Here is an 8,593-nt window from a genome sequence, read left to right as displayed (position 1 = left end):
CCTCGAAGAGGTCGTGAGGTCCGCTTCGGGACTCAACACCATCGCCACACAGGCCCAGCGGTCCGCCCTGGGCAACCTCGGAATGATCAGCGCGCATCGCACCCGCGCCACCTTCCTAAGCGCCGCACTCGCGAACACGCAGCCCCGAGCCTTCGGAATCGGCGCGCACCTCGAAGAGGTCGTGAGGTCCGCTTCGGGACTCAACACCATCGCCACACAAGTTGCCCAAGCCCATTTTGCAGACTTCACGTCAGAACTGTGGAAGCAAGCCAGGCAAGAAGCACATAAATCTGCGGATTCTGATGCCGTCGATCGCGACTACATTTTTTATGCCGCTTTGATCATGTATGTGGTCGCCCTAGGGTTCGTGTTTGATATGTTTTTTTCCGACTTCGAAGATCCAAACAGGTTCGAATTCTTCGCAGCCACCCTCACCGCCAACGGCGCTGGGGCTATGGCATATAGCGCAACCAGAAAGTTCCCAATCTGGGTAGACCGCCAACTCAAGGGCGTACAATGAAAGGCGCCTGGGAAAATTGCCCAGGCGCTTAATGTTCCGCCGAATTGTGATGTTAGCGCTTAGTTGACCGTTGCTCGTCGGCGTCTTCCCAGGTGCGGTTCATCGCGCCCTTAAGCGTCTCCACATGGTCGACGACTGGCGAGATCCCGAAGGAGCGCAGGAGCAACATCGCGGCGTGCTCAGGCTTCGGGTCGTCCTGGGCGATCGGTTCGAGCCCTTCGCTCTCCAGGAGTTCCCGTACCTGCCGCACGAGCTTGTTGCGGTCGTAGCTCTGATACATGCTCACGCCTCCCAGCGCTTGCCGGTGATCCGCTCGTAGACCTCGATGTACCGGGCCCGGGTCGCCTCTACGATCTCATCCGGGATCTCGGGACCGGGCGGGGTGCGGTCCCAATCGGTAATAGTGCTCGACCAGTCCCGGACGAACTGCTTGTCGAACGCGTGCTGGGGCCTGCCCGGCTCCCAGTCGTCCGCAGGCCAGAACCGCGAGGAGTCGGAGGTCAGCACCTCGTCGGCGAGCACGAGCGTACCGTCCGCCGCACGGCCGAACTCCAGCTTGGTGTCAGCGATGATGATGCCGCGCTCAGCCGCGATCTCCGCGCCGCGCTTGTACACGTCCAGGGTCACTGTGCGCAGGCGGTCGGCGGTCTCCTGACCGATCTCCTCGACGACGTCCGCGAAGGTGATGAACTCGTCGTGGCCCTCGGTCGCCTTGGTCGTGGGGGTGAAGATCGGTTCGGGGAGCTTGGACGCCTCTACCAGGCCCTCGGGGAGCTTGATCCCGGAGACCGTGCCCTGCTTCTCGTACTCCTTGAGCCCCAGGCCCGCGAGGTAGCCGCGGGCGATCCACTCGACGGGAAGCATGGTGAGCTTCTGGCAGCGCACGGCACGTCCGGCCCACTCTTCGGGAACGTCGGTGGCGGAGATGATGTGGTTCGGGACCACGTCGGCGAGCTGCTCGAACCACCACAGCGAGAGCTGGGTCAGGATCTTGCCCTTGTCGGGGATGGGGGTGGGCAGCACGACGTCGTAGACGCTCACGCGGTCCGAGGCCACCAGGATGAGGTCATCACCGTCGGCGTAGACGTCGCGCACCTTGCCCGAGTGCAGCAGTTCCATGTCGCTCCTACCTGGAGATCTCGTAGTTGTAGGTGGCCCAGCGCCGGGCCACGGAGACGGACTGGCCGAACTCGATCACGTCGCCTTCGGCGTTGAACACCCAGTTCTGCTTGCGCAGGACCGGGGAGCCGAGCGGGATGCCCAGCGCTGCGGAGTCCTCTTCCGAGGCGATGTCGGCGCGAAGCTGGTCCTTGCCGGTGGCGGGTGTGAGACCCGTCTTCTCCTGGACGTACTTCGGGGTGCCCTGGGGCAGCCGCTTCGCCTCCAGGAGCAGCGGAGCGCTTTCAGCCAGCTCTCCGTTGAACCAGGACGTGCTGGCCGAGGAGGGCACGTCATCCCGGAGGGTGACGCGCTGGCGTCGGATGACGTTCGTGCCTGTGGGAACGCCGAGGGCGTCCGCGACTTCCTCGGATGCCGGCACCAGTTCGGCCGCGCGGATCTCGGCACGTTCGTTCGCCGCGTAGATCCGGCCTTCCAGGCTGCGGACCACACGGTCCTTGGCGCTGTCCGCCGCCTGGTCGCGGGTGACGATGCTGCCCTTGCCGGGTTCGCTGCGCACCAGGCCCTCAGCCTTGAGCGTCCCGACGACCTTGGTCGCGGTCGCCAGCGAGATCTTCCACTTCGCGCTGATGGCGCGCACAGAGTCGATCTTCTGCCCGTCCTGGAGGACACCGGACTCGATCTCGGCCTTGATGTGCTTGACGACCTGCATGTAGGGCGGGTCGGTGCGTTGGACCTGAGGGGACACGTGCGGCTCCTTCGTGGTGAACATGATCAGTGTACTAGTACGCATATATGTCGGCCATGTGAGCTGGGGCTTACGACCTGCAATGCGCTCAGGCCCAATGAATATGCCAACTGTACTAGTACGCCAAACGCTCGCGTGCTATAACAGTTGCACGGCCACAGGCCGCAGCCCGGAAGAGGACTCCGGTGACCAGGGCAGAGCCCTGTCCACCGCGTGGAATCCCGGAGCGCACGAGCTTTCACAAGCCCTTGAGGCACATAGCGCGCACGCCCTGACCCCATCCCGAGCTCTCAAGGGACGGCGAAGGGAAGACGTGGCCACGGCACCCCATAAGGGTGCGCCGCCCCAGCAAGAGCAGGGGCCGCATGGCATGGCCGCGCCGCACCCCAGGGGTGCCTGTCCGCCCCCGCCTCCCGGCACAACACGGGACACGCGGGGACGGGCCGGGACCACCCGGGTCCACACCCACACAGGAAGGGGCCGACATGGCCAAGGAGAAGAAGGACATCCAGTCGATCGAGACGAAGGACGGGGTCACCGTCATCACCTACGAGGACGGATCCACCGAGGTCCAGCACGGTGGCGGCGTCGTCCAGGCCGGAACCATCTCCGGCGGCATTCACTTCGGCTGACCCCATCCGCGCAGCACACCCACCAGCTAGCCCAAGCACATACCGAGGGGCCGCCTCACTTTCCACGGCGCGGCGGCCCCCGGCCCTCACCTGCACAACAGAGAGGTTCTTCCATCATGCCCCAGGCCGACGCTGTCGTCTTCGCCGTGCTGGCCGCCGCCAGCTATCCGGCGCACCTGCTGGCCGACCATCCCTTCCAGTCCTCCGACTGGGCCGCCGCCAAGGGCGGTTGCGACCACGCGGGTCGGATGGCGTGCACCAAGCACGTGATGGTCGTGGTCACCTTCCAGGCCGTCGCCGTCCTGGCCGTGGTCGCGGTGACCGGACTGAGCGTGAACCCGGCCGCGGTGGTGGCCGGGCTGACGCTCACCGCCTGGTCCCACTGGTGGTTCGACCGGCGCTTCACCGCCGCCGGCCTTTATGAGGCCATCGGCAAGACCGGTTTCGCCACGCTCGGAGCTCCCCGGCCTGGCCACGACGACGCCCCGCACCTCGGGACAGGCGCCTACCGGATGGACCAGGACTGGCACACCGCCTGGGTCGCGATCAGCGCCCTGGTGATGGCGTCGGCCGGACTGATGCTCGCGGTGCTGGTCGGCATCGCCGCCATCGTCATGATCGCCGCGATCCTCGCCTCCCGCCACGGGCGGCGCCGGCTCGCTGCGGCCTGAACACCCCGCCCCACCGATGACGAAGGCCCCCGCGGGATTGCGCTCCGCGAGGGCCACACCGAGATCACCCATCGAAAGGACACACCTCGGATGTCGACCATTCTGCCGTTCCCGAGCGCTGCCCAAGCCCCCGCCCCGAACCCGGAGGAGCTGGCCGGCCTGCTCGGCGACTCCGAACTGGCTAGCGAGCTGTTCGCTCCGGCCCTGCCCGGTGAGACCTTCGAGGCCTACGCCGCCCGCCGCGCGGCCGCCTTCGACATCCTCGCCGACCTGGTCGGAAAGATGCCCGCCCCGGACGGCGGTCCGGCCGCCACGGACCTGAGGAGCGCTGCCTGATGGTGCTCACTCTCGCGATCGTTCTGGCCTACCTGGCGTTGGCTGCTCTGCTGCTCACCCCGGCCAACCCGATGCGAAGGGACCGCTGATGGAACCGCTCCTCTACGCCGCCGTCGGGGTGCTGCTGGGCATCCTGGCCGCCACTGCCTTCGCCCGTATCCGTCGCACCACGCGCCGCGCCCGGGCCACGTTCCGGCGTTGGCGCCGCACCCGGTTGGCCGTCACCCAGACCCCTCGCAAGTCCAGGGCTCGGAAGGGGGCCCGGCGATGAACCTGCTGCTGACGCTCCTGCTGATGCTGTGTGCACTGGTCGCGGTGTACGCGCTTCTGCGTCACCTGACCGGCGGGCTGCTGCCCGCACGAGCCGCCGACCTGGCTGAACTCCACGCCATCCGTGCCCGCCAGGACGGAGGTGAGGACCGGTGACCACCCTGCACAGCATCCAGGCCGTCGGCTTCCTCGCCGTCCTGCTCACCCTGTTCCTGGTCCTGGCCGTCACGCTCCTGCGGCTGGCCGCACTGCCGCTGGCCTGCGCCGTCCTGGTGCTGGACGGTGCCGCCGACCTCGCCGCCCGCCCGCTCTCCCTGCCCGCATCGGCCCCGGAGGAGGGAACCCGATGAAGTTCTTCCACCGCAACGGCGGCGTCCCGGACGTGGCCGCCGACGTCACCCGCCAGGTCGAACAGGCCCGCGACCTGATGGGTATCACCGATCAGAACCTGCTCGACAACCCGCGCACCAACCCGGCCACCCGGAGCCACGCCGACGCTCTGCGCATCCAGCAGCAGCGCGACGCCCTGGATGCCGAGCACAAGCGCAAGCTGCGACGCACCCGCGTCTCCGACGCCCGCGCCGCCGCTGCCGAGAAGACCCTCGAAGCGATCCAGGCGGCGCGGGACACCACGTCCCCCGGCCGGGCCGTGGCCGACCTGACCCTGACCCGCTCGCGGTACATGATCGGCTGCCTGGTGCTGTCGGTCCTGCTCAGCATCGGATCCGGGATGGCCATCGAGGCCTGGCTGCAAGGACGCCCCGGCCAGTCGCCAGCCGGCATGGGCTACCTGGTCGAAGCCGGGCTCACGATCCTGTCCACCGCGATGATCCTGCTCCGGGGGCGCCTGGCCGCCCGCTCAACTGACCTGGAGCCCTGGCAGCGGATCGTGTTCTGGCTGCTGATCGGAGTGCCGCTGGCGGTCAGCGCTGTTCTGGCCACTCTGGGAAGTCCGATCGGGGCGGTCTGCTCACTCGGGGCGGCGGCCTGGTCGTTGGCCGCGTACCTGTCCGCCACGAGCCTGTCCACCGCCATCACCGACGCGCTGGCCGACGTCGACGCCGCCGACGAGTCCGAGTTGCGCCGAGTCGCGATGGGAGACGGCCAGGACCACGAGGAACTCGCGCACCCGGCGATCTCCGGTGAGCGGTGGCTGAACGAGCAGGGCGATGTGATGGCCGACCAGATCGCGGCGTTCCTGGCCGACCACGACGGCCCCGACGACGGTGTGAGCCCGCTCCCGTCCGGCCCGGACTACGACGGTCCGGCCCCGGCTCGCAGCGGTACCCCCACCCGCGAGGAAGTCCAGGAGGCGTGGCGGCTCCGGCGGGTTCACAACGCGTCTCAGATCGTTGTCGACCAGTACGAACACAGGGAGCCCGAGACGAACCCGGGCCATGGTGTGAGCCCGCGGACCACACCGGCTAGCCAGGCCCGCCGCGCGGCCGGAGAGCACAACCGCCAGCGCGTCGCGAACTACTGGTACGCCCATCCCGACGCCACCGCGGCTCAGATCGCCTCTGCCCTGGGGCTGGGTGAGTCCACGGTCAAGCGCCACCAGAGCGCGATCCGGAAAGAGCGGTGATGACCACCCAACCCGACCAGGCACACACCACGGTCCGCCACCGCCCGAGCATCACCCGCACCCTCGGTGACCTCGGAGAGGGAGAGGCCTGGGTGTACCAGGTGCGGTGCACCTGCGCCATGCCCGTCTTCGAGTCCCACTACCGGTTCAAGGCCGACGACCGATACCGCCACCACTTGGAGTCCGAGGCCACCGTCGACCCGTCCGAGCGGTGCCGCGACCCCAAGCACCACAAGGTGGCCGGCTGGGACGTGTGCGCGCTGTGTGCCGACCAGCTGCCCCTGTTCTAGTCACACCCCGCCCGCTCCCGGGCTTCTCGTTTCCGGGGTGGTGGCCTCACCGCCAAGATCCGCCACCACCCGCACCTCACCAGAAAGGCACACATCCATGTTCGAGCTGCTCATCCTCGGTCTGATCCTGGCCACCGGTATCGCCTTGGTCGTCTCCGGCCACCGCGACGAGAACCGCTCCCGCTGACCCCGCCCGCTCCCGTGCCTGCCCCGGGCGGGGCAGGCACGCCCAACGCAGGAAAGAGGCCCTATGACTAGCGGGATCGTCGCCCTGGCCGCGACCGGGCTCGCCATCACGCTGCTGATCTTCGGCAAACGGGGCCGGATGCTCACCCTGACCTCGCTCATCGCGGGGCTGGCCGTGGTGCCCTTCATCGCGCCCTACGCCATCGCCGGGGTGCGCAGCCTGGGCTCTGCCACCTTCGACGGGCTGGCCACCCTCATCGCGGTCGTGGCCACGGCCTGGGTGACCTTCGAGCTCAAGGACGGCGGCACCCGCTCCCTGACCCCGTGGCTGGCGCTGCTGGTGCCCTGCCTGTGGTTGGCCGCGTCAGGCCCGTTCATCGGCATCTACGAGTTCGTCCAGGGCGGCCTGGACAGCGCTGAGCAGTTCACCACCGACTTCGACGTCAACGACTACTGACCCACACCCACCACCAAGCGGGCGGCGGCCTCACCGCCAAGATCCGCCGCCGCCCGCACCTCACCAGGGAGGCACCACCAGCATGACCGCCACGAACCCCGACCGCGACCACGACGACACTCAGGTCCACGACGCCGAGGTCATCACCTTCCCCGGACGGTCCTCTCTCCCGGTCGATGACGGGCCGGAGGTCGTGGACGCCGAGATCGTGCCCGACGACAACGAGGACCAGGAGGACAGGCCCGAACCGCCACCGTCCACCGAGGTCGCGGCCCGAACCAGAACTCGGGCCGTGGTGGTGCCCGCCGGAATGCGTACCGCCGCCCACCGGGCCGGGGAAGTCGCCAAGCGCCCCGACAAGCTCGCGTTGGCGGTGCTCAAGCACGAGCTGGTCTACGGCAGCGTGGGCACCGCTCGCGGGGCCGGACACGTGTGGCGGTGGATGACCGCCGCCGAACTCGACACCCAGCTGGCCGTCAAGCCCGAGCTGGTGCTGACCACCCGCAAGAAACGCCGCAACGTCGTGCTGACCGGGGTGGGCGCCACCTCCGCCGTCGGGACGGCGGCTTGGTTCCTGCTCACCCCGGCCGTGCCCATCATCGCGCTGCTCGTGGTCCTCGCGGTCGCCGGCGGCCTGGAGCGGCGCCGGGCCGCGTTGGGGGACGCCGAGGCCGGGCACACCGCGTTGGGCGGCTCTCCCTCCGGCAAGGAGGTCAAGAAGGTGTTCGTGGCCGCCAAGCTCGCCAAACAGGCCGACCAGATCCGTGTGGTTGGCCCGGTCACCCGCACCAACGGAGCCTGGGAGGCGACGTTGGAGCTACCCCCGGGCACCACCTACAAGAACGCCACCAAGAAGCGAGGGGAGCTGGCCGGAGCGATCGGCGTGGACGAGGTCCAGGTCGCCCTGGACCCGGTCAAGGGCCACAACGGCAGGGTGCGCCTGTGGGTGGCCGACGAGGACCCGATGCAGGGCGGCCGGGTGGAAAACCCGCTGGCCACCCGGGCGCCGGACCGGGTGAACTTCTGGACCGACAAGCTCTTCGCCGGGCGCGACGCCCGGGGCCGGGCCGTGGAGTTCAAGATGGTCGAACGCTCCTACATGATCGGCGGGGAGCCCGGCGGCGGTAAGAGCGTGGCCTCCAACAACGTGCTGGCCTGGTTCTTCCTCGACCCCAGGACCCAGGTCTACCTGGCCGACGGCAAGTTCGGGTTCGACCTCATGGTGTGGGAGCCCATGGCCAAGTTCGTACTCACCGACAAGCGTCCCGAGGCCATGATCGCGATGTTGCGCGAGGTCATCGCGGAGATGGACCGCCGCTACAAGATCCTGCGCAAGATCGGCGCTCCCAAGGTCACCGAGGCCATCGCCAAGAAGTACGGCCTGCACCCGATCGTGGTGCACATCGACGAAGTCCAGTTCTGGTCCGCCTCCGGTGACACCAAGGCCGACAAGGAGTTCATGACCGCGCTGGCCGACATCGTGGGCCGGGGCCGCGCGGCCGGGATCATCACCGGAGTCATCACCCAGCGGCCCGCCGCTGAGGTCGTCCCGACCCGGCTGCGGGACATCCTGTCCATCCGGTGGGCGCTGCGGTGTACCACCCCGGCCGCCTCCGACACCATCCTCGGGACGGGATGGGCCGGTCGCGGCTACAGCGCGGCCCTGTTCGAGCCGGACCAGCGCGGCGCTGGCTACATCCTCGCTGAGGGCAGCAGCCCGGTGCAGACGCGGGCGGCGTTCATCGACCCCGACCGCGGGGAGCTTCAGGCCATCGCGGA

At 68.5% G+C, this 8,593-nt stretch carries 14 protein-coding genes; 11 read left to right on the top strand and 3 right to left on the bottom strand.

Annotated elements, in window-relative coordinates; genetic code table 11:
- Positions 1–520, top strand: a 520-nt coding sequence (locus tag FYX01_RS26495; RefSeq protein ID WP_223830308.1) for a hypothetical protein, incomplete at its 5' end; no start/stop codon positions are given.
- A gap of 52 nt (positions 521–572) precedes the next feature.
- On the opposite strand, the gene FYX01_RS04425 is transcribed toward FYX01_RS26495, so the two are convergent.
- The 3 genes from FYX01_RS04425 to FYX01_RS04415 are packed head-to-tail and all read right to left on the bottom strand — an operon-like array spanning position 573 to position 2,411.
- Positions 573–800 carry a hypothetical protein gene (locus FYX01_RS04425; RefSeq protein WP_150237826.1) on the bottom strand — a complete coding sequence of 76 codons (228 nt, stop codon included), beginning with the start codon at positions 798–800 and terminating at the stop codon, positions 573–575.
- 2 nt (positions 801–802) lie between these two features.
- Positions 803–1,639 (bottom strand): phosphoribosylaminoimidazolesuccinocarboxamide synthase, encoded by an 837-nt coding sequence (locus FYX01_RS04420; protein WP_150237824.1) that lies wholly within the window; start codon positions 1,637–1,639, stop codon positions 803–805.
- A 7-nt stretch (positions 1,640–1,646) separates the two neighbouring features.
- Positions 1,647–2,411 carry a GntR family transcriptional regulator gene (locus tag FYX01_RS04415; protein WP_223830307.1) on the bottom strand — a complete coding sequence of 255 codons (765 nt, stop codon included), beginning with the start codon at positions 2,409–2,411 and terminating at the stop codon, positions 1,647–1,649.
- 461 nt (positions 2,412–2,872) lie between these two features.
- On the opposite strand from FYX01_RS04415, the gene FYX01_RS26015 reads away from it, so the two are divergent.
- The 10 genes from FYX01_RS26015 to FYX01_RS04375 all read left to right on the top strand — a co-directional run.
- Positions 2,873–3,019: a hypothetical protein gene (locus FYX01_RS26015; RefSeq protein ID WP_190394176.1), complete on the top strand. Its 147-nt coding sequence runs from the start codon at positions 2,873–2,875 to the stop codon at positions 3,017–3,019.
- A 116-nt stretch (positions 3,020–3,135) separates the two neighbouring features.
- Positions 3,136–3,690, top strand: coding sequence for a DUF3307 domain-containing protein (locus tag FYX01_RS26010; protein WP_190394175.1), 555 nt, complete (start codon positions 3,136–3,138; stop codon positions 3,688–3,690).
- Between the two features lie 90 nt (positions 3,691–3,780).
- Positions 3,781–4,026, top strand: a complete 246-nt coding sequence (locus tag FYX01_RS04405) for a hypothetical protein (RefSeq protein WP_150237820.1) — start codon at positions 3,781–3,783, stop codon at positions 4,024–4,026.
- Between the two features lie 88 nt (positions 4,027–4,114).
- On the top strand, positions 4,115–4,297 hold the full coding sequence (locus FYX01_RS04400) for a hypothetical protein (protein ID WP_150237818.1): 183 nt from the start codon (positions 4,115–4,117) through the stop codon (positions 4,295–4,297).
- Complete coding sequence (locus tag FYX01_RS26005; RefSeq protein WP_190394174.1) at positions 4,294–4,452, top strand: hypothetical protein; 159 nt, start codon at positions 4,294–4,296, stop codon at positions 4,450–4,452. Before FYX01_RS04400 ends, FYX01_RS26005 begins: the two co-directional genes overlap by 4 nt.
- Positions 4,449–4,646 carry a hypothetical protein gene (locus FYX01_RS04395; RefSeq protein WP_150237816.1) on the top strand — a complete coding sequence of 66 codons (198 nt, stop codon included), beginning with the start codon at positions 4,449–4,451 and terminating at the stop codon, positions 4,644–4,646. The genes FYX01_RS26005 and FYX01_RS04395 overlap by 4 nt, the downstream gene beginning before the upstream one ends.
- Positions 4,643–5,881, top strand: coding sequence for a hypothetical protein (locus tag FYX01_RS04390; protein WP_150237814.1), 1,239 nt, complete (start codon positions 4,643–4,645; stop codon positions 5,879–5,881). The genes FYX01_RS04395 and FYX01_RS04390 overlap by 4 nt, the downstream gene beginning before the upstream one ends.
- Positions 5,881–6,171, top strand: a complete 291-nt coding sequence (locus tag FYX01_RS04385; protein WP_150237812.1) for a hypothetical protein — start codon at positions 5,881–5,883, stop codon at positions 6,169–6,171. Before FYX01_RS04390 ends, FYX01_RS04385 begins: the two co-directional genes overlap by 1 nt.
- 250 nt (positions 6,172–6,421) lie before the next feature.
- Complete coding sequence (locus FYX01_RS04380) at positions 6,422–6,814, top strand: hypothetical protein (RefSeq protein WP_150237810.1); 393 nt, start codon at positions 6,422–6,424, stop codon at positions 6,812–6,814.
- A gap of 82 nt (positions 6,815–6,896) precedes the next feature.
- On the top strand, positions 6,897–8,593 hold a 1,697-nt coding region (locus FYX01_RS04375; RefSeq protein ID WP_223830306.1), incomplete at its 3' end, for an FtsK/SpoIIIE domain-containing protein.

The organism is Nocardiopsis quinghaiensis (genome assembly GCF_008638365.1).
Taxonomy (GTDB): Bacteria; Actinomycetota; Actinomycetes; order Streptosporangiales; family Streptosporangiaceae; genus Nocardiopsis; species Nocardiopsis quinghaiensis.
This window is presented reverse-complemented; position numbering and strand designations above follow the sequence as displayed.